This window comes from Bradyrhizobium sp. R2.2-H, assembly GCF_004346455.1.
In the GTDB taxonomy this organism is placed as follows: Bacteria; Pseudomonadota; Alphaproteobacteria; order Rhizobiales; family Xanthobacteraceae; genus Bradyrhizobium; species Bradyrhizobium diversitatis.
This window is the reverse complement of record NZ_SMBR01000007.1, coordinates 290,161-307,695: the sequence shown is the minus strand read 5'-3', so window position 1 is coordinate 307,695 and position 17,535 is coordinate 290,161. Positions and strand designations below refer to the sequence as shown.

Sequence of the window (17,535 nt, the reverse complement as noted above, 5' to 3'; positions counted from 1 at the left end):
CTCGATTTCAATTAGCGATCGCCGGCGGGGATCGGGTTCCCGTGATCCGGGACCGCCGGATGCCGCGATGCGGCCAGCCCGGCCAGCGCCTCGTCAAGCTTCTCCCGGTCGAGCGGCTTGATCAGAAATCCGTTCATGCCCGCCTCGAAGCAGGCGTGGCGATCCTCCGCCAGCGTGTTGGCGGTGAGCGCCAGGATCGGCGTGTGCCGACCGCGGGTGGCAGCCTCGTGCGCGCGGATGCGTTTCGTCGTCTCGATGCCGTCGAGTTGCGGCATCTGGATGTCCATAAGTACGAGATCGTAGGGCATGCCCGCGGATGAGGCGGCGAGCCAGGATTCCAGCGCGGCCTCGCCATGGACGGCGATGACGACGCGGTGACCGAGCTTGGTCAGCAGCGAGCGCATCAACAAAGCGTTGATCTCGTTGTCCTCGGCGACGAGGATCGACAGGCTCTTCGCCGGCGCCGTACCGGTGGATGCGGCCGGCGGCTCCGGCGCGAGATCGGGCGAGGCGACCTCCGGCGTCAGGGCGAGGCGGGCGGCGAGCGAGGCCGCGCGCAGCGGCTTCATCAGGAAGCCGGTGAAGGCCGGCGACAGCTTCTCGTGGCGTGAGCTCGACGTCAGCAGCACGAGGCGCTGCGAGGCATGCGCGCGGGCCGCGTCACCCAGATGGTCGGCAATGGCAGGGCCGATCGCGCGATCGATCAGCACCGCGTGCCATGAGCGTTCCGGCAGCAGCGCTTCGGCGACCGCCGCATCCGCAACCAGGCAGGTCTGGCCGCCCCAGCGCGCGAGGCGGCGCGCGATCAGCGAGGCCTCGATGCCGTCGGCGACGAGGAGCATCGACTTGCCGGTGAGATCGGGGCTCGGAAATGCAGTCTGCCCGGCGCCGGCCTGCGACGGCGGGAGCGGCACCGCGACCTCGAAGGTCGAGCCCCTGCCCGGCTCGCTCGTGAGCGTGATCCGGCCGCCCATGCGCTTGACGATGCGTTCGCTGATGGCAAGGCCGAGCCCGGTGCCGCCATAGGTGCGGGCAACGCGCTGGTCGGCCTGCTCGAACTCGCGGAAGATGCGCTGCTGGGCTTCGGCGGCGATGCCGATGCCGGTATCGCGGACCAGGAAGCTGATCTCGTTCGGCCAGATGCCGGGCTCGACGATCAGCGCAACGCCGCCGCTCGCGGTGAACTTGATGGCGTTGCCGGCGAGGTTGAGCAGCACCTGGCGCAGCCGTGCGGCGTCGCCGACCACCTCGAGCGGCAGGCGCTCGTCCACATAGGCAGCAATCTCGAGCGTCTTCGCCTGCGCGCGCGGCGCGAGCAGCTCGGTGATCTCCTCGACCAGGGTCGAGAGCGCGAAGGGACGTTGATCGAGGTCGAGCTTGCCGGCTTCGATCTTGGAATAGTCCAGCAATTCCTCGATCAGCGCCATCAAGGCTTCGCCCGAGGTCTTCACCGCCCTGGCATAGGTCGCCTGCTCCGGCGTCAGATTGGTGTCGAGCAGGAGGCCGCCCATGCCGATGATGCCGTTGAGCGGCGTGCGGATCTCGTGCGAGGCCATCGCGAGGAAGCGCGACTTGGCGCGGTTGGCGGCGTCGGCCTGGTCGCGCGCGTCGGACAGCGCGCGTTCGGTCTCGGTGCGGTCGGTGACGTCGCGGCCCACGCTCTGCAGTTCGGCGGGCTGGCCGGCGTCGAGCCGGACATAGCCCTCGCGCCAGGCGATCCAGCGCGCGCCGAGCGGGGTTGCGATCTTCTGGTCGTGGATGCGCGTGCCGTTGCTCTCGCGGGCGTTGTCGCCCTGCTCCAGCACGTCGAAATCGAAGCGCGTGCCGACAAGTGCGCCGCGCGCCTGCCCTGCGAGCGCGCAATAGGCCTCGTTGGCAAAGGTGATGCGGCCTTCCGTGTCGCGCAGCACGATGAGGTCGCCCTGCTGTTCGAACAGGCTGCGAGCGCGTTCTTCCGCTTCCTTCAGCTCCCAATTGCGGTCGATCAAGGCCTCATTGTGGGCGGCGAGCATGCGCAGCCGCTTGCCCACGAAGCGCAGTCGCATGCTCAGCGTCGCAAGGCCGAGGCAGGCGAGCGCGAACAGGAAGCTCGCGCCGATCGCAAAGGCGTGGGGATCGTAGGCGGAATTCTCCGAGCGGCTGCCGGATACGAAACCATAGGCGCCGCCGAAGGTCGCCGAGAAGATCATGAAGGAGCGGATCGCGAAGGCAATGCGGGGGTGCTGCCGCCTGAAGCGGCGCATGCGCACCTTGATCCGGAACATCCGACCCATCGCCACCCGACCCGACTCTCTTGCTCGAAACCTTTGATCGCCGGCTGCCACGATGTCGCGCCGACCTTGCGAACAGTTTGCGGTCGGGGGCCCGCCTTCAGACAGGGTTGACGGAATGTTAACGGCTCAGAGCGAGGCGGCCTGGAGCTGGCGGTGGCCGCCGCGGGCGCCGACGATCAGCGCCGCCGCCTCGCGCTGCGAGAACGTCTTCGAGCGCACATAGATGCGGTAATCCGCCGGCCCTTCGCTGGAGAGATAGATCACCGGCCCGCCGTCGACGGGCTGTGCGGCGATCGAGATCAGCCGTGTCGAGGGGGTGAGCTCGCAGGAGTCCGGCTCGGAGCCGAGACCGTCGTCGACCACGGTGAAGTCCGCGGCGTCCGCGTCATCGGTGATCTGGACCCGCACCGTCGCCCGCGCGGGATCGTCGGTGAAGGCGACATGCACGTTGGCAGTCCAGAACAGGGAGGTGAGCTCGACCGTCGTGTCGCCGAGTGCGATGCAGGGATGCGAGACCGATCCGATCTCGGCACGGGCGAACACCGCAGCCGCCAGCAGGGGAACAACCGAGGCCAGGATCTTGAAACGCAACATGACACTCTACTCGCCGGGCCCGTCAGGAACTCACAATGCGAAACGCGCGGGCCTTATGGTTTGCAGAGCGTAAAGGAAAATCGTTACCGCCGGGTTGATGCGCGATGCGATCACGCCATCTGCCGCACATCCTCCGCGAGTGCGCGGTAGGACAGCGCTTCGGCGAGGTGCAGCCGGCCGATCTTGTCGGCGTTGTCGAGGTCGGCCAGCGTGCGCGCCACCCGCAGCACGCGGTGATAGCCGCGCGCCGACAGCCGCATGGTCTCGGCGGCATCGCGCAGCAGCTTGGCGCCTTGCGCATCCGGCTTTGCGATCTCCTCCAGCACGGAGGCGGGCGCCTCGGCATTGGTGCGGACCTTGGGCAGGCCGGCATCCGCATAGCGTGCGAGCTGGATGTCGCGCGCCGCCGCCACGCGTGCGGCGACCTCGGCGGAGCCTTCCGCCGGCGGCGGCAGGATCAGGTCCGCCGCGGTCACGGCCGGCACCTCGATGCGCAGATCGATGCGGTCCATGAGGGGACCGGAGATGCGCGCCTGGTAGTCGCCGGTGCAGCGGTCGATGCGGCCGCGCTTGCAGGCATAGCCGGGCTCGAACGCATTGCCGCAGCGGCAGGGATTCATCGCCGCGACCAGCATGAAGCGGGCAGGGTAGGTGACGCGGTGATTGGCGCGCGATACCGCGACTTCGCCGTTCTCCAGCGGCTGGCGCAACGAATCGAGCACGCGCGGATCGAACTCCGGCAGCTCGTCGAGGAACAGCACGCCCTGATGCGCCAGCGAGATCTCGCCGGGCCTGGCGCGCATGCCGCCGCCGGTGAGCGCGGCCATGCTCGCGGAATGATGCGGCGAGCGGAACGGCCGCCGCGCCGTCAGCGCGCCGCCTTCGATCTCGCCGGCGACGGAGGCGATCATCGATACCTCGAGCAGCTCGCCCGGCGACAGTGGCGGCAGGATCGAGGGCAGGCGCGCCGCCAGCATCGATTTGCCGGCGCCGGGCGCGCCGACCATGAGCAAATGATGCCCGCCGGCGGCCGCGATCTCCAGCGCACGCTTGGCGCTTTCCTGGCCCTTGATGTCGCGCAGGTCGAGCGTGGAGGCGGGCGCCTCGTGCACCTTCGGCGAGGGCCGCGACAGCACCTGGGTGCCCTTGAAATGGTTCGCGATCTGGATCAGCGAACTCGCCGCGATGATCTGGATGTCCGGGCTCGCCCAGGCCGCCTCCGAGCCGCAGGCCGCCGGGCAGATCAGCCCTTCCTCGCGCGCATTGGCGCCGATCGCGGCGGGCAAGACACCGGCCACCGGTGCGATCGAGCCGTCGAGGCCGAGCTCGCCGAGAACGGTGAAGCCGGTCAGTGCATCCGGCGGGATCGCGCCGATCGCCGCCATCAGCCCGAGCGCGATCGGCAGGTCGTAATGGCTGCCTTCCTTCGGGAGGTCGGCCGGTGCCAGATTGACGATGATCCGCCGCGCCGGCAGCGCCAGCCCCGAGGCGATCAGCGCCGAGCGCACCCGCTCCCGCGCCTCCGACACCGCCTTGTCCGGCAGGCCGACGATGGCGAAGGCCGGCAGGCCAGGGGCGACCTGCACCTGCACGTCGACCGCACGGGCCTCGATCCCCTCAAAGGCGACGGTGGAAACCCGCTGAACCATGCTCAAACCAGCCTGCCCCTTTCGTGCAATTAGGGGTAGCAGAGGGCGGCTGTTTCCGCAAGAACAATACGGGAACATCCCGCCGATGCCCGCGCAGGCCCTAAGCAGCCGTAAACACGCTCTAGAGACTACGTCTCGAATGCCGCCTTCTGTCCTCAGCACATCCCAACGAATGTCCGTTACTCCTGGGCCTGCGGGATGGGCCGTGGTCTAACGGGTGAACAGTTCAAATGCTTGCAAATCGCCGGAGAAGCGAACGTCGGGTGTGTAGCCGGCTCGCCAAGATTCATTTTGGTGCGGGCTCGCTGCCGCGGGATTGCACGATCACGGATATCTCGGACGGCGGCGTGAAAGTGGTGGCGGAATTCCTGGAAGTGCCGCCGCAATTCACCATCATCTTTGCGCCTGATTATTCCCGCCAATGCCGCCTGCGCTGGCGCATCGGCTGCGAGTTCGGCGCCGAATTCGTCGATTAGGCCGCAGCGGCCGTCCTCCTTAACGGGACTTTAGCGTTAATGGGTCAGCATCTCTGATCAGTTGCCGAGTGATCAGAGTATGTCCAAGCGTTCGTGCCTCGTCCCTCCGGCGAGATTCCTGTTTCCCGCACTCCTGGTGCTCGGTCTCGGCGGCTGTCAGACGACGGGCCTCGAGGACGTCACCGGCGCGCTCGGTGGCAAACCGGAAACGGCCGGCAAGGCCGACGCCCGACCGGACATGGACGCATTGCGCGAGCGCTATCGCGCCAAGCCCGGCGATCCCTCCGTTGCGCTCGCCTACGGCAAGGCGCTGCGCGAGACCGGCCAGCGCGCGCAGGCGGTCGCGGTGCTTGAGCAGGCCGTGCTCGGCCATCCCAGCAACAAGGCGCTGCTCGCCGGCTATGGCCGCGCGCTCGCCGATAGCGGCAATTTCCAGCAGGCCTTCGACGTTCTCAGCCGTGCGCATACGCCTGAGGATCCGGACTGGCGCATCCTGTCGGCGCAGGGCGCGGCGCTCGATCAGCTCGGCCGCAACGAGGAGGCGCAGCAATACTACGCCGCGGCGTTGAAGATCGTGCCGAACGAGCCTACCGTGCTGTCCAATCTCGGCCTGTCCTATGTGCTGCAAAACAATCTGCCGAAGGCCGAACAGGTGCTCGGCCGCGCCTATCAGCGCAATCAGAACGATCCGCGGGTTCGTGCCAATCTCGCGCTCGTGCTGGGATTGCAAGGCCGCGAGGCCGAAGCCGAAATACTCGTGAAGGCCGATCTGCCGCCCGATCAGGCGGCGGCCAAGGTCACGGCGCTGCGCCAGTTGCTGGCGAAGAAGCAGCAAAGGGCGGACAAATAGTCCGCCCTCTTCCGATCTTTGCGATTCCCGCTCTTTACGACGCCTTGCGATGCGGGGCTGACCCGCGCCCCGACTTGCCCTTCAGCTTCTTCAGGAGAGGCTCGAGCAGCGAGCGCTTCGGCTTCTTCACCTCGCCGCGGCCGGCGAGGCGGTTCGCCATGTTCTGGAACAGAAGGGTGGTGCGGTGGGACTTGGAGACCTCCGCGATCATCTGGCCGTTATTGGCCGCGGTCGAGAACAGTTTCGAATCGAACGGGATCACCGCGATCGGCTGGCTCTCCATGGTCTTGGCAAACGCCTTGACCTCGATCTCCGCGCGCTTGTGCATGCCGACCTGGTTGAGGCAGTACAGCGGCGGGCGATCATTGGGGCGTGCCGCCTTCAGCACGGTCAGCATGTTCTTGGTGTTGCGCAGGTTCGCGAGATCGGGCTCGGCCACGATCACGATGTCGTCGGCGTTGACCAGCGCGCGCCGCGTCCAGCCGGACCATTGATGGGGAACGTCGAGCACGATGCAGGGCGTGGTCATGCGCAGCGTGTCGAACACCGCATCGAAGGCTTCGGTACCGAAATCATAGACGCGGTCGAGCGCAGCCGGTGCCGCCAGCAGGCTGAGGCGATCGGTGCATTTGGCGAGCAGGCGCTCCATCAGCGCCGTGTCCGGCCGGTCCTGCGACAGCACCGCATTGGCGATGCCCTGCACCGGATCCTGGTTGTAGTCGAGGCTCGCCGTGCCGAAGGCGAGGTCGAGATCGATCACGACGGAATCGAGCGCGAGGTCCCGGGCGATGGTCCAGGCCACATTGTGCGCGACGGTGGACGCACCGACGCCGCCCTTGGCGCCGACCACGGCGATGACGCGGCCGGTGATGATGGCCTCGGACGCCGAGAACAGGCTGCAGATCGAGCGGACGACGTCGAGTGTCTCGACCGGGCCGACCACGTAGTCGTTGACGCCGCGGCGCACCAGCTCGCGATAGGGCGCGGTGTCGTTGGGATTGCCGATCACGACCACGCGGGTGCCGGGATCGCAGACGCCGGCGAGGTCGTCCAGGCCCTCGAGGATGTCGCGCGTGCCGTCGGACTCGATGACGATCACGTTCGGCGTCGGCATCGATTCATAGACCTCGATCGCCGCGGCGAGGCCGCCGTCCTTGGCGGTGAGGTGGGCCTTGGCGAGCCGGCGATCCTCGCCCGCCGCGGTCACCGCCTTGAGCGTCTGCTCGGTCTCGCAAAAAGCCTGCACGGAAATGCGAGGAACCGGTGCAATGTGTTCCTCGGGGTGCCGCGGATCGTCCGCTTCTTCGTCGTCGAAGCTTGTCATTTGCCGGTGTCGCTGAGTTTGGCCTTGTCGGATTCGGGATAGGCGGTCGCGGTCGTCGTGCCCTTGCGATAGCGTTCGAACGCGATGTTGCGCCGTGCGGTATAGGCCGGCGTCTCGGCGCGCGGTTGCTCGAGATCGGCCGGGTTGTCGATCATGGCCGCCAGATTGCGCTGGGTGGCGCAGCCCAGATTGAAATAGGGCCGGTTCTCGTTGTAGCCGGGGTCGAGGATGGAGGGGCCGACGTCTTCCGGCCACAGCCCGCAGGGGCCGGCGACGGCCGCGATCTTCGAATAGCTCAGGCGGATGGTGGGCAGCAGCCCGGGATCCTCGGGCCGGTAGGGATGCTGGACGATGGCACGCGACGGCACGCCGCCCGACGCCAGCACGGACCGGATCTCCTGGTAGGTCGCAGCAGCCGCGCGCGAATTGGCGCTGTCGACAGGCACGTCGACGACGACGGAGCCGGTGCCTTCGCGCACCCAGTCCCGCGCGATGCCCGCGACATCCGAATGCTGTGCGGCCGAGAGGCCGCCTCGCGCCTTGCCGACGAAGATCACAATCGACTTCTTGCCTTCCTGCACCGCGATCGGGTGGCGCTGCCGATAATCGGTCGGCACCGTCTGGGTGACGATCTCGGTGGTGTTGCAGGCGCCCAGCATGACGGAGATCCCCGCCAGTGCCAGCACCACGCCCAGATTGCGACGTCGATCGGCTGTCGTCTTCGTCATCGCTTCATCCCCTCCTGCCCCAATTCCTGCACCGGTCCCCACGCCGCGCGTTCGTCTCAGTCGATGATGAAGCCGAAATCACCCGGCGTGCCGCTGATCGGATCGACGCGGCGCGCGATGCCATAGAGGCGGTTCATGCGGCCAAGCAACGCCGTCTGCGCGTCCGAAGCCGGCGCGAAGCCGTCGTCGGGACGTGACAATTCCTTCTGGGCGACCGCGCGCACCACATAGGGCGTCACGATCACCATCAGCTCGGTCTCGTTGTTGACGAAGTCCTGGCTGCGGAACAGCGCGCCGATGATCGGTATTTGGTCGACGCCGGGCAGGCCGTTGATCGCCTGCTTGGTCTGCTGCTGGATCAGGCCGGCCATCGCCATCGAGCCGCCCGAGGGAATTTCCAGCGTGGTCTCGGCGCGGCGGGTCTGGATCGACGGGATGGTGATCGAGCTGGTCTGGCCTGCCGACACCGCTTGCGTCACGGAGATGGCGTTCTGACTCGACAGCTCCGAGACTTCGGTCATCACGCGCAGGCTGATACGTCCCTCGCTTAGCACGACCGGCGTGAAGTTCAGGGAGATGCCGAACTTCTTGTAGGTGATCTGGGTGGTACAGACATGGGTAACCGGATCGCAGGAATAGCCCGCAGGGATAGGGAATTCGCCGCCGGCAATGAAGGTGGCGGACTCGCCGGAGATCGCCGTCAGGCTGGGCTCGGCCAGCGTCCGCATCACGCCGGCGCTTTCCATCGCGCGCATCGTGGCGTTGACCGTGGCCACGCCTTTTGCGAGTCCGGTGACGCCGAGCCCGTTGCTGCTGACGAGCGGGCCGCCGGAGACCGAGAACGGATTGGAGTTGTTGAAATTCACCACCGCGGTGCCGGCATTCAGGCTGGCGCTGAGATCGACGCCGAGCTGCTTGACGATGTCGCGGCGCACTTCGCCGACGACGACCTTGAGCATCACCTGGTCGCGGCCGCGCACGATGATGTTGTTGACGACCTTCTCGGCGCCGCCGACGAGCTTGGCGGCGACGTCACCGGCCTGCTGGGCCTCGACCGGGCTCGACACCGAGCCGGTCAGCATCACGCTGTCGCCGACGCCTTCGACCTGTACGCCCGGCAAGGACTGGCGGAGCGCCGCGCGCATGCCGTTGAGATCGCGCTTCACGGCGATGTCGTAGGAGGCGACCTGCTGGCCGTCGGCGGTGAAGAACACGACGTTGGTCTGGCCGACCTGGCCGCCGATGATATAGGCGCGCTGGGCCGAGCGGATCACCGCGTTGGCGATCTTGGGGTCGGCCACGAGCACGTCCTTGACCTCGCGCGGCAGGTCGATGACGACTGATTTGCCCACACCAAGCGAGAGAAATCGCGTCCTCGCCGCTGCGACCGTCGAGACCGGCGACACGCCGAGGTCGGGCGCTTGCATCGGCGCCTGGTCGCCGACCGGCGCATCCGCGGCGCTGACGACGTCGGAGGCTGCGAGCAGCCCCAGCATCAACATCGTCCCCGCCAGGAACGAGCGCGCGCGCTTCCCCCGAATGCGCAGGCTCGTCCGATTACCCCCGTAACTCATGCTATCCCCATCACTTCTGTGACGTCAGTTGTCGTGCCTGCACGCCGTAACGGATCACGTTCACGCCGCCCGGGCGCTTGACCGCCTGGTCGTCGGGCGTACCCTCGAATGCGTTGGCATCGACGATGCTGCGCAGCGCGAGCGTCAGCGTGCCGCCCTGGCGTGCGGCCGAGAGCGTTGCGACCTGGTCGGGCCTGAGCTCGAGCGTGACGGTCTTGCCGAGCACGGCGTTCTGGCCGTCCTTTTCCTTCGGCGCCTGGTCGATCGCGAGCACGCGGATGTTGGCGAGAATGACCTCGGACAGGATGAGGTCGTTGCCGCCGGTCGGGCCATCGCTGTTGCCGTCGGGATTCTTCAGGCGGCGGGTCAGGATGATGTCGACGCGGTCGTTCGGAAGGATGAAGCCGCCGGCGCCCGTTTCGGCTGAAATCTCGGTGGAGACGGCGCGCATCCCGGACGGCAGGATCGCGGCCATGAAGCCGGAGCCTTCGGCCCTGACCAGCTTCTGCTCGCGGATCGGCTCGCCCTGCATCAACGGCACGCGTGCGATCGAGCCGGCGATCTGGGTCTGCGCGTCGGGCCTGCCGTCGCGGCGGATGAAGGCGCTGCTCGCCGTCGCGGCCGGCCAGGCCTGCCATTGCAGATCGTCGGGCTTCACGGCCTGGCCGAGCTGGATGTCGTTCTTCGCGACGAGCACCTCGACCGTCGGCAGCTTCTCGGCGACGGGAGGGGCAGGCGCGGGATTGTTGTCGAAGCCGCTCGCCAGATACGCAGCGACGCCGCCGGCGCCCAGTGCGATGACGAGAACGACGATGCGTGCGGTGTTCATGCGCCTCTACTCTTACGCGGGGCACTCGAACTGCACGTGGCGTGTTCCCCCGCGTCGATGAGTAGGGAGCAAAGGTATAAGGGGTGTTGCGAGGCCGAATGCGATCGCCGGCCGCGATGCTGGTTTTCGGCGGATGGTGAACGCGGCGTTATTCGATCCGCCGGCGGCTCCGTAGTTTCACGCAGACCGCGCACGCGATCGAATGCGGCGCGTGGGCGTCATGGTGAACGGGTGGTTAGTGGTGGGCTCGGAAGCCGCGTCGCATCCGCGATAACCGCCCACGGTCCGTCATCCCCGCTCAATGGCGAAGCCATTGTCGCTGGAGGTGCGAGGCACGCGATGCGAATGCATGGCATGCGGAGCCTCGAAGGATGCACGGCCCCGGTGCTGCAGAAGGGCCGTCGCCCTTCGAGGGCCGCTGAAGAAGCGGCCACCTCAGGGTGACGGCGATGGAGCGGTTACGAAGTGACGGGCTCTACTTCTTCCGCTTCTGCTCGATCACGTCCCAGATTCTCGCCGCAACGTCAGGGCCACCGAGCCGCGCAATCGCGCGGATGCCGGTGGGCGAGGTGACGTTGATCTCGGTGAGGTTGCCGTTGATGACGTCGATGCCGACGAACAGGAGGCCGCGCTCGCGCAGCGCCGGGCCGACGGTGGCGCAGATCTCGCGCTCGCGCGGGGTGAGCTCGGTCTCCTGCGCCGCGCCGCCGCGCACCATGTTGGAGCGGAGGTCGTCGGCGGCCGGCACGCGGTTCACCGCGCCGGCGAACTCGCCGTCGACCAGGATGATGCGCTTGTCGCCGTGCTTCACCTCGGGGATGAACTGCTGGATCACCCAGGGCTCCCTGAACGTCACCGAGAACATGTCGAACAGCGAGCCGAAATTCATGTCCTGCGGCATCACGCGGAACACCGCCGCGCCGCCATGGCCGTGCAGCGGCTTCATGACGACGGCGCCGTGCTTGTCGCGAAACGCGTTGATCTCATCCAGGTCGCGCGAGATCAGCGTCGGCGGCATCAGCTGTGGAAAATTCATCACGAACAGCTTCTCCGGCGCGTTGCGCACGGAGGCGGGATCGTTGACGACCAGCGTCTTCGGATGGATGCGCTCCAGGAAATGCGTCGAGGTGATGTAGGCGAGGTCGAATGGCGGGTCCTGGCGGAGCAGCACCACGTCAAAGCCGTTCAGCGCTTCGCGCCTGGGCTCGCCCAATGTGAAGTGGTCGCCGGGCTCGTCGCGCACGGTCAGGAGCTGAACCGGCGCAACCAGCTCTTCGCCGACCATCGAGAGCTTGTCGGGCGTGTAGTAGGACAGGCCATGGCCGCGCTTCTGCGCTTCCAGAAGCAGCGCAAAGGTGGAATCGCCCTTGATGTTGATGCGGGCGATGGGATCCATCTGGACGGCGACATTGAGTTTCATGATCTGCCTTTCAGGTCGAGGCGTCGAATGCCGCCAACACATGGCGCGGAAGCGAGCGCGGCGCAATCAGCATCGCGTCGAATCGCAATTCGAATTCGGCATGCTCGGGATGCGCCACGAGCCAGCCTTGCGCGGCGTCGATGATGCGCTGCTGCTGGCGCGGCGTCACGGCGAAAGCGGCGTCGTCCAGGCTCGCCCGCGCCTTGACCTCAACGAAAGCGATCAGGTTGCGGCGGCGCGCCACGATGTCGATCTCGCCATGCGGGGTGCGGTAGCGTTTGGCGAGGATACGGTAGCCCTTGGCCATCAGATAGGCCGCGGCGCGGCTCTCCGCGGAAATGCCGGTACGGAACGCGGCGACGCGCTCGGGCGAGGCGACCTTCGGTTCCCTGGGGGGCTCAGTCTTCGCCATCGCCGCCCCGAAGATCCTTCGCGAGCTCCAGCGCGCGGGCATAGACCTCGCGGCGCGGCCGGCCCGACAGTGCGACCGCATGCGCCACGGCATCCTTGACGCTGTTTGCGGCAAGCTGCTCGCGCAGGAGTCCGTCGAGCGCGTCCGGTGCCAGCACGTCGGCGTCCGCTGCGGGCGGGCCGATCACCAGCACGAACTCGCCGCGCGTCTCCGGCGCATCGGCTTGCCGCGCGAGCTCGGCGAGCGGCGCACGCCTGACCTCCTCGTGCAGCTTCGTCAGCTCGCGGCAGACCGCGGCCTCGCGTTCGCCCATGATCTCCGCAAGGTCGTCCAAGGTGGCCTGCATCCGGTTGCCCGATTCGAACATCACCAGCGTCGCGTCGATGCGCGCAAGCTCGGCGAGGCGTGCGCGGCGCGCGGCGGATTTCGCCGGCAGGAAACCCTCGAAGAAGAAGCGGTCGGTCGGCAGCGCGGCGACGGACAGAGCCGCCAGCACCGAGGACGGGCCGGGCAGCGCGTGCACCGGATGGCCGGCGGTGCAGACCTCGCGCACCAGCTTGAAGCCGGGATCTGAGATCAGTGGCGTGCCGGCGTCCGACACCAGCGCGACCGAGCCGCCTCGCGCCAGCGCCTCGAGAATCTTCGGACGCGCCGCTTCCGCATTGTGCTCGTGATATTGCTTGAGCGTTGCTGCGATCGCATAGCGCTCGGTCAGGCGGCGCGTGATGCGGGTGTCCTCGCAGGCGATGACGTCGACGCCGGCGAGCGTCTGAAGCGCCCGCAGGGTGATGTCGCCGAGATTGCCGATGGGTGTCGCGACCAGATAGAGACCCGGCGCGGCCTTCGGCGTCGCGATCCGATGGGCATCGATGGAGAAACCGCGCGAGGCGGCGTCTTGAGCTTCAGACGTATTTATCGGGGCCGGCTTTGCGCGCATAATGAAGCCAACTTAGGCACGATCCGCAGGGCTGGGAACCTTCTGGTCGAAAAAGATCGTGCCCAGGATCGTGCCCAGATGGGGGGCGAGGAACGGGCGGGAATGTGATCGGCCAGGATCACCTCGAGTGGGAATGAGGGCCATCGCGCCATATTCACGACGGAAACGCCGCCTTGATGCTGGATGAGCGACGGCGAACGGCTGCCAGGACGGGAAGGCGGTCGCGTTAAGCGGCTGTTATCCTTTTGTTTTGGTTAACTGTTTGCCGACAATATACCTGAGTCCGCGGCCTGTGTCGCGGAAGGAATGTCGTGACCGGCCGGCGACGGCGGGTCAGAAGAGAAGCTGCCATGATGGGCCCGCGTCATCCAAAGTCTCTCGCTCCGGGATCCCGATCGTCGGGGGCCACCCGCCGGAGTGCGCTCGGCCTGTTGCTCGGTGCGCCCGTGCTGTCGGCCTGCGCCGGCGTGCAGCAGAGTCTCAGCCAGTTCTCCAACCCGTTCTCGAGTTCCGCGCCGCCGGCCCAGCCGGCGGGTCCCCCGCAACAGGCGACGACCGCCGGCACCGGCGGCGTGAAGGTAGGTCTGATCCTGCCGCTCTCAGCTGCCGGTAACGCCGGGCTCGCCGCGCAATCCATGCGCAACGCCGCCGAGATGGCGCTGGCCGAGTTCCAGAACCCGAACATCCAGCTCCTGATCAAGGACGACAATGGCAGCCCGCAAGGCGCGCAAGCCGGCGCGCAGCAGGCGGTCGACGAAGGCGCCGAGATCATCCTCGGGCCGCTGTTCGCGCAATCGGTGCCGGCGGTGGCGCAGGTCGCGCGCGCGCGCGGCATTTCGGTCATCGCGTTCTCGACCGATTCCAGCATCGCCGGGCGCGGCGTCTATCTGCTCTCGTTCCTGCCGGAGTCCGACGTCAACCGCATCGTCGAATATTCCGCCAGCATCGGAAAGCGCTCTTTCGCCGTGCTGGTGCCCGACAACGCCTACGGCAATGTCGTCGAGGCCGCGGTGAAGGCCGCGGCGCCGCGGCGCGGCGGGCGCATCGTCGCCTTCGAGAAATACGGTGCCGATCGCGCCACGCCGGCACGCACCGTGGCTCAGCAGCTCGGCAGCGCGGACGCGCTGTTCATTGCCGATGACGGCGATGCGGTGGTCTCAGTGGCGGATGCGATGACGGCCGCAGGCGCCAATCTGCGCAACATCCAGCTGCTCGGCACCGGCCTGTGGGATAATCCGCGCGTCTATGCCAGCGCCGCGCTCCAGGGCGGCCTCTACGCCGCGCCCGACCCGGCCGGCTTCCGCGCCTTCTCCGGCCGCTATCGCACCAAATATGGCGGCGAGCCGGTGCGAACCGCCACGCTCGCCTATGACGCGGTCGCCCTCGTTGCCGCCCTCGCGCGCACGCAAGGCACCACGCGTTTCTCGCCCGACGTGCTCACGAACCCTTCCGGCTTCGCCGGTATCGATGGCCTGTTCCGCTTCCGCGCCGATGGCACGAATGAACGCGGGCTCGCGGTGATGAAGGTGACGCAGGGTGGCGGCGTTGCGGTCGCGGGCTCGCCGAAGAGTTTTGGGGCGTAGCTACATCTTCCGTCGTCCCGGACAAGCGCGCCTTAAGCGCGCGCCGATCCGGGACCCATAACCACAGGAAGGGGTTTGACGAAGACTCGTGGTTGTCAGCTTCGTGCCGCGACTTCTCCCTGTGGTTATGGGTCCCGGATCGGCGCTCCGCTTCGCTGCGCTTGTCCGGGACGACGATGGGAGAGAGTTCAGGCCGCAAGATCCGCGACCACCGCATCCAGCACCGGAAATCCGCTGCTGGTCACGCGCAGCCGGCCCGTCGGGTCCACCGTGATCGCGCCTTCCTCGCGCAGCAGCGCGATGCGGCGGGGGTCGAGCGGGCGGCCCGCGAGTGCTTTGTAGCGCTCGGGGTCGATGCCCTCGGCGAGGCGCAGTCCCATCAGCAGGAATTCGTCGGCGCGCTCTTCGCTGTTGAGGCGCTCGTCGGTGACGACGCCGTGGCCGTTGGTCTCGACGCGCAGCAGCCAAGCCTCGGGACGCTTCTCGGTGGCGGTGGCGTGCCTGATACCGTCGATGTCGAGGCGGCCGTGCGCGCCGGGGCCGATGCCGGCATATTCCTCGCCGCGCCAGTATACCAGATTGTGCCGGCACTCGGCGCCGCGCCGGGCGTGATTGGAGATCTCGTAGGCGGGCAGACCCAGCCTGTCGCAGGTCTCCTGCGTGACGTCGTAGAGAGCGCGCGCGACCGCTTCATCCGGCGTCTTCAATTTGCCGGCTTGGTGCAGGCCGAAGAACGGCGTGCCTTCCTCGATCGTCAATTGATAGAGCGACAGATGCTCGGCCGCTTCATCGATTGCCAGACGCAGTTCGTCGGCCCACATCGCCGGCGTCTGGTCGGGGCGGGCGTAGATCAGGTCGAACGAATAGCGGTCGAACGAGCGGCGTGCGATGGCGACGGCATCGAGCGCCTCGCGCGCGCTGTGCATGCGGCCGAGCGCCTTCAGCGAGGCATCGTCGAGCGCCTGCACGCCGAGCGAGACGCGATTGACGCCGGCGGTGCGATAGCCGGCGAAGCGCGTGGCTTCGACGCTGGTCGGGTTCGCTTCCAGCGTGACCTCGACGTCGCCTGCGACGGTCCAGTGCTTGCCGATCGCATCGAGCACGGCGCCGACGGTTGCGGGCTGCATCAGGGATGGCGTGCCGCCACCGAGGAAGATCGAGGTGACCTCGCGGCCCGGCGCACGCCCTGCGGTGGTTGCGATCTCGCGCGCAAAGGCGGAAGCGAAGCGCGCCTCGTCGATCGCGGCGTGGCGAACGTGGCTGTTGAAGTCGCAATAGGGACATTTCGACAGGCAGAACGGCCAGTGCACGTAGACGCCGAAGTCTTGTTTCGACGCGTTTTCCTTGCGCGAACCGGTATTCACTTCGCTCGAAAACGCTCTATCGCGGCTCAAGGCAGATCTCCGCCAGTTTCACGAAGGCGCGGGCGCGATGCGACAGGCCGAGGCCGAGCGGCGGCAGGCCGTGCTTCTCGATGCTCTCCATCTCGCCGAAGGTGCGGTTGTGGCCGTCGGGCAGGAACATCGGGTCGTAGCCGAAGCCGGCAGTCCCGCGCGGTGGCCAGACCAGCGTGCCGTCGACGCGCGCCTCGACCTCTTCGAGATGATCGTCGGGCCAGGCGACGCAGAGTGCCGAGACGAAATGGGCTCTGCGCTTGTCCGGCGTGGTGGCGCCGCGCTCCTGCAACAGGCGCTCGATCTGCGCCATCGCCGCGCTGAAATCCTTGGAAGGGCCAGCCCAGCGCGCGCTGTAGATGCCGGGCGCGCCGTCGAGCGCGTCGACCACGATGCCGGAATCATCGGCGAAGGCGGGAAGCCTGGCTGCTCGCGCCGCCGCGATCGCCTTGATGGCGGCATTGCTGCGGAAATCGCTGCCGGTCTCGTCCGGCTCGGACAGGCCGAGCTCTCCCGCCGACACCGCCTCGATGCCGTACGGCGCAAGCAGCTCCCGCATCTCGGCGAGCTTGCCCGGATTGTGGGTCGCGATGACCAGCTTGTCCGTGATTCGGCGGTGCATGGCTTATTGACTACGCCACAGCCAGTTTCTGCAAGTCCACCAGACGCGCGACGCCCTTGCGGGCCAGCGCCATCAGCGCCAGCAGCTCGGCTTCGGTGAACGGCTCGCGTTCCGCGGTGCCCTGCACCTCGATGATGCGGCCATCGCCGGTCATGACGAAATTGGCGTCGGTCTCGGCCTCGGAATCCTCGGCGTAGTCGAGGTCGAGCACCGGCGTGCCGTTGTAGATGCCGCAGGAGATCGCGGCGACGTTGTCGCGCAGCACGTTGGCCTTGACCATGTTCCGCGCCTTCATCCAGTTGACGCAGTCGGCGAGTGCGACCCAGGCGCCCGTGATCGAGGCCGTGCGCGTGCCGCCGTCGGCCTGAAGCACGTCGCAATCGACCGTGATCTGGCGCTCGCCGAGGGCTTCGAGATTGATGATGGTGCGGAGCGAGCGGCCGATCAGGCGCTGGATCTCGACGGTGCGGCCGCTCTGCTTGCCGGCGGATGCCTCGCGGCGGGTCCGTTCCGAGGTCGCGCGCGGCAGCATGCCGTATTCGGCGGTGACCCAGCCGCGGCCCTGGCCCTTCAGCCACGGCGGCAGGCGGTCCTCCAGCGTGGCGGTGACCAGCACATGGGTGTCGCCGAATTTCACCAGACACGAACCTTCCGCATATTTCACCACGCCACGCTCCAGCGTCACGGGGCGCAATTCGTCGGGCGCACGGCGGCTTGGCCGCATGGGAAATCCTCCAAAACTCACGGGAAAAGGCTGCTCGCGGTGCTTGTAGGTGCGGCGGGGATGGGCGGCAAGGCTTTTTCACCCCGCGGCCGCAAACGCCACGCTTGTCAGAAGCGCCCGGGATAGACAAATTACGAGTATCTGAG

16 protein-coding genes are annotated in these 17,535 nt (G+C 67.4%); 3 read left to right on the top strand and 13 right to left on the bottom strand.

From position 1 onward, the window contains the following. Positions 1 to 11: 11 nt before the first annotated feature. From EDE08_RS20195 to EDE08_RS20185, 3 genes are all read right to left on the bottom strand, one after another. Entirely contained in the window at positions 12 to 2,273 is a 2,262-nt protein-coding gene (locus EDE08_RS20195; protein ID WP_165936052.1) for an ATP-binding protein, read from the bottom strand. A 126-nt stretch (positions 2,274 to 2,399) separates the two neighbouring features. Further along, positions 2,400 to 2,867 carry a hypothetical protein gene (locus EDE08_RS20190; RefSeq protein WP_131870588.1) on the bottom strand — a complete coding sequence of 156 codons (468 nt, stop codon included), beginning with the start codon at positions 2,865 to 2,867 and terminating at the stop codon, positions 2,400 to 2,402. A 110-nt stretch (positions 2,868 to 2,977) separates the two neighbouring features. Then, positions 2,978 to 4,516 (bottom strand): YifB family Mg chelatase-like AAA ATPase, encoded by a 1,539-nt coding sequence (locus EDE08_RS20185; protein ID WP_131870587.1) that lies wholly within the window; start codon positions 4,514 to 4,516, stop codon positions 2,978 to 2,980. Between the two features lie 230 nt (positions 4,517 to 4,746). Between EDE08_RS20185 and EDE08_RS20180 the strand changes: the two genes are divergently transcribed. Beyond that, positions 4,747 to 4,992, top strand: a complete 246-nt coding sequence (locus tag EDE08_RS20180; protein ID WP_018644993.1) for a PilZ domain-containing protein — start codon at positions 4,747 to 4,749, stop codon at positions 4,990 to 4,992. 79 nt (positions 4,993 to 5,071) lie between these two features. Continuing rightward, on the top strand, positions 5,072 to 5,842 hold the full coding sequence (locus EDE08_RS20175) for a tetratricopeptide repeat protein (protein WP_131870586.1): 771 nt from the start codon (positions 5,072 to 5,074) through the stop codon (positions 5,840 to 5,842). A 34-nt stretch (positions 5,843 to 5,876) separates the two neighbouring features. On the opposite strand, the gene EDE08_RS20170 is transcribed toward EDE08_RS20175, so the two are convergent. From EDE08_RS20170 to rsmI, 7 genes are all read right to left on the bottom strand, one after another. Next, positions 5,877 to 7,166 (bottom strand): CpaE/TadZ family protein, encoded by a 1,290-nt coding sequence (locus EDE08_RS20170; protein ID WP_131870585.1) that lies wholly within the window; start codon positions 7,164 to 7,166, stop codon positions 5,877 to 5,879. Next, a complete protein-coding gene (locus tag EDE08_RS20165; RefSeq protein WP_131870584.1) occupies positions 7,163 to 7,894 on the bottom strand; it encodes a CpaD family pilus assembly protein in 732 nt (243 codons plus the stop codon). The genes EDE08_RS20170 and EDE08_RS20165 overlap by 4 nt, the downstream gene beginning before the upstream one ends. Positions 7,895 to 7,950: 56 nt before the next feature. After that, positions 7,951 to 9,468, bottom strand: coding sequence for a type II and III secretion system protein family protein (locus tag EDE08_RS20160; protein ID WP_131870583.1), 1,518 nt, complete (start codon positions 9,466 to 9,468; stop codon positions 7,951 to 7,953). 10 nt (positions 9,469 to 9,478) lie between these two features. Beyond that, positions 9,479 to 10,297: a Flp pilus assembly protein CpaB gene (gene cpaB, locus EDE08_RS20155; RefSeq protein ID WP_131870582.1), complete on the bottom strand. Its 819-nt coding sequence runs from the start codon at positions 10,295 to 10,297 to the stop codon at positions 9,479 to 9,481. 475 nt (positions 10,298 to 10,772) lie between these two features. Next, entirely contained in the window at positions 10,773 to 11,717 is a 945-nt protein-coding gene (gene gshB, locus EDE08_RS20150; RefSeq protein WP_131870581.1) for a glutathione synthase, read from the bottom strand. A 10-nt stretch (positions 11,718 to 11,727) separates the two neighbouring features. Then, a complete protein-coding gene (locus tag EDE08_RS20145; protein ID WP_131870580.1) occupies positions 11,728 to 12,129 on the bottom strand; it encodes a YraN family protein in 402 nt (133 codons plus the stop codon). Beyond that, the gene (gene rsmI / locus EDE08_RS20140; RefSeq protein ID WP_131870579.1) at positions 12,116 to 13,066 is read right to left on the bottom strand and encodes a 16S rRNA (cytidine(1402)-2'-O)-methyltransferase; all 951 of its coding nucleotides are present in this window, start codon (positions 13,064 to 13,066) and stop codon (positions 12,116 to 12,118) included. The genes EDE08_RS20145 and rsmI overlap by 14 nt, the downstream gene beginning before the upstream one ends. Before the next feature lie 350 nt (positions 13,067 to 13,416). On the opposite strand from rsmI, the gene EDE08_RS20135 reads away from it, so the two are divergent. After that, on the top strand, positions 13,417 to 14,649 hold the full coding sequence (locus tag EDE08_RS20135) for a penicillin-binding protein activator (protein ID WP_131870578.1): 1,233 nt from the start codon (positions 13,417 to 13,419) through the stop codon (positions 14,647 to 14,649). 188 nt (positions 14,650 to 14,837) lie between these two features. Here the strand turns inward: EDE08_RS20135 and hemW are convergent, their stop codons facing one another. Genes hemW through rph form a run of 3 tightly spaced genes read right to left on the bottom strand, consistent with a single transcriptional unit; the run spans position 14,838 to position 17,389 of the window. Continuing rightward, entirely contained in the window at positions 14,838 to 16,013 is a 1,176-nt protein-coding gene (gene hemW / locus EDE08_RS20130; RefSeq protein WP_131870684.1) for a radical SAM family heme chaperone HemW, read from the bottom strand. A 16-nt stretch (positions 16,014 to 16,029) separates the two neighbouring features. Next, complete coding sequence (rdgB, locus tag EDE08_RS20125; RefSeq protein ID WP_131870577.1) at positions 16,030 to 16,665, bottom strand: RdgB/HAM1 family non-canonical purine NTP pyrophosphatase; 636 nt, start codon at positions 16,663 to 16,665, stop codon at positions 16,030 to 16,032. 10 nt (positions 16,666 to 16,675) lie between these two features. Next, positions 16,676 to 17,389 carry a ribonuclease PH gene (rph, locus tag EDE08_RS20120; protein ID WP_028178946.1) on the bottom strand — a complete coding sequence of 238 codons (714 nt, stop codon included), beginning with the start codon at positions 17,387 to 17,389 and terminating at the stop codon, positions 16,676 to 16,678. Positions 17,390 to 17,535 lie beyond the last annotated feature (146 nt).

Coding starts and splice junctions, on each gene's coding strand:
- EDE08_RS20195 (WP_165936052.1), bottom strand. CDS start 2,273: ATGGGTCGGATGTTCCGGATCAAGGTGCGCATGCGCCGCTTCAGGCGG.
- EDE08_RS20190 (WP_131870588.1), bottom strand. CDS start 2,867: ATGTTGCGTTTCAAGATCCTGGCCTCGGTTGTTCCCCTGCTGGCGGCT.
- EDE08_RS20185 (WP_131870587.1), bottom strand. CDS start 4,516: ATGGTTCAGCGGGTTTCCACCGTCGCCTTTGAGGGGATCGAGGCCCGT.
- EDE08_RS20180 (WP_018644993.1), top strand. CDS start 4,747: ATGCTTGCAAATCGCCGGAGAAGCGAACGTCGGGTGTGTAGCCGGCTC.
- EDE08_RS20175 (WP_131870586.1), top strand. CDS start 5,072: ATGTCCAAGCGTTCGTGCCTCGTCCCTCCGGCGAGATTCCTGTTTCCC.
- EDE08_RS20170 (WP_131870585.1), bottom strand. CDS start 7,166: ATGACAAGCTTCGACGACGAAGAAGCGGACGATCCGCGGCACCCCGAG.
- EDE08_RS20165 (WP_131870584.1), bottom strand. CDS start 7,894: ATGACGAAGACGACAGCCGATCGACGTCGCAATCTGGGCGTGGTGCTG.
- EDE08_RS20160 (WP_131870583.1), bottom strand. CDS start 9,468: ATGAGTTACGGGGGTAATCGGACGAGCCTGCGCATTCGGGGGAAGCGC.
- cpaB (WP_131870582.1), bottom strand. CDS start 10,297: ATGAACACCGCACGCATCGTCGTTCTCGTCATCGCACTGGGCGCCGGC.
- gshB (WP_131870581.1), bottom strand. CDS start 11,717: ATGAAACTCAATGTCGCCGTCCAGATGGATCCCATCGCCCGCATCAAC.
- EDE08_RS20145 (WP_131870580.1), bottom strand. CDS start 12,129: ATGGCGAAGACTGAGCCCCCCAGGGAACCGAAGGTCGCCTCGCCCGAG.
- rsmI (WP_131870579.1), bottom strand. CDS start 13,066: ATGCGCGCAAAGCCGGCCCCGATAAATACGTCTGAAGCTCAAGACGCC.
- EDE08_RS20135 (WP_131870578.1), top strand. CDS start 13,417: ATGATGGGCCCGCGTCATCCAAAGTCTCTCGCTCCGGGATCCCGATCG.
- rdgB (WP_131870577.1), bottom strand. CDS start 16,665: ATGCACCGCCGAATCACGGACAAGCTGGTCATCGCGACCCACAATCCG.
- rph (WP_028178946.1), bottom strand. CDS start 17,389: ATGCGGCCAAGCCGCCGTGCGCCCGACGAATTGCGCCCCGTGACGCTG.